Genomic DNA, 802 nt, shown 5'->3' on the forward strand with positions numbered 1-802 from the left:
CGGCATCGCGATCGGCGCCGGCACCGACGTCGCCATCGCCTCCGCCGGGGTCATCCTCGCCAGCTCCGATCCGCGCAGCGTTCTGTCGGTCGTCGAGCTGTCGAACGCCGCCTACCGCAAGATGAAGCAGAACCTGTGGTGGGCCGCCGGCTACAACCTCATCTCCGTGCCCCTGGCAGCGGGCGTCCTCGCACCGATCGGCTTCGTCATGCCGATGTGGGTCGGCGCGGTTCTCATGTCGCTGTCGACCGTCGTCGTAGCGCTCAATGCCCAGCTGCTGCGGCGCATCGACCTCTCCCCCGAATCAAGCACCCGCTCCGTCCTGGAGCGCTAGAGGCATAGGACACGGCTATGACGACGGACACGGCATCTGAGAACCACCAGCACGGCTACATCAGCGACAAGGGCCGCTACCTCGCCCGCATGAAGCGCATCGAGGGCCAGGCTCGCGGAATCGCGAAGATGATCGACGAGGAAAAGTACTGCATCGACATCCTCACGCAAATCAGCGCACTCACCCGGGCTCTGCAGGGCGTTGCCACCGGACTGCTCGACGACCACCTCGGGCACTGCGTGCTCAATGCCGCCAAACAGGGTGAGGACGAAGCGCTGGAGAAGCTGCAGGAGGCAAGCGAGGCCATCAGCCGGTTGGTCCGCTCCTGACCTGCCGCGGTGCGCGACAGCCGGCCGAGCCCGCAGCAGGCTCGGCCGCTCAGCGCAGCCGCTGGGGCTTCTGGCAGGCGGGACACCAGTGGGATGAGCGTCCTGCGACGGCGCTGCGCCGAACGGTCGCCCCGCAGCG

3 protein-coding genes are annotated in these 802 nt (G+C 67.6%); 2 read left to right on the forward strand and 1 reads right to left on the reverse strand.

The window, feature by feature from the left end:
- Both HMPREF3162_RS02310 and HMPREF3162_RS02315 read left to right on the forward strand, forming a co-directional pair.
- Positions 1-334: hypothetical protein (locus HMPREF3162_RS02310; RefSeq protein ID WP_083304272.1), on the forward strand; the 334-nt coding region annotated here is incomplete at its 5' end.
- A gap of 17 nt (positions 335-351) precedes the next feature.
- Positions 352-663, forward strand: a complete 312-nt coding sequence (locus HMPREF3162_RS02315; protein ID WP_070576921.1) for a metal-sensitive transcriptional regulator — start codon at positions 352-354, stop codon at positions 661-663.
- A 49-nt stretch (positions 664-712) separates the two neighbouring features.
- Here the strand turns inward: HMPREF3162_RS02315 and HMPREF3162_RS11325 are convergent.
- On the reverse strand, positions 713-802 hold a 90-nt coding region (locus HMPREF3162_RS11325), incomplete at its 5' end, for a zinc finger domain-containing protein (protein WP_141750273.1).

The organism is Brevibacterium sp. HMSC07C04, assembly GCF_001815905.1.
In the GTDB taxonomy this organism is placed as follows: Bacteria; Actinomycetota; Actinomycetes; order Actinomycetales; family Brevibacteriaceae; genus Brevibacterium.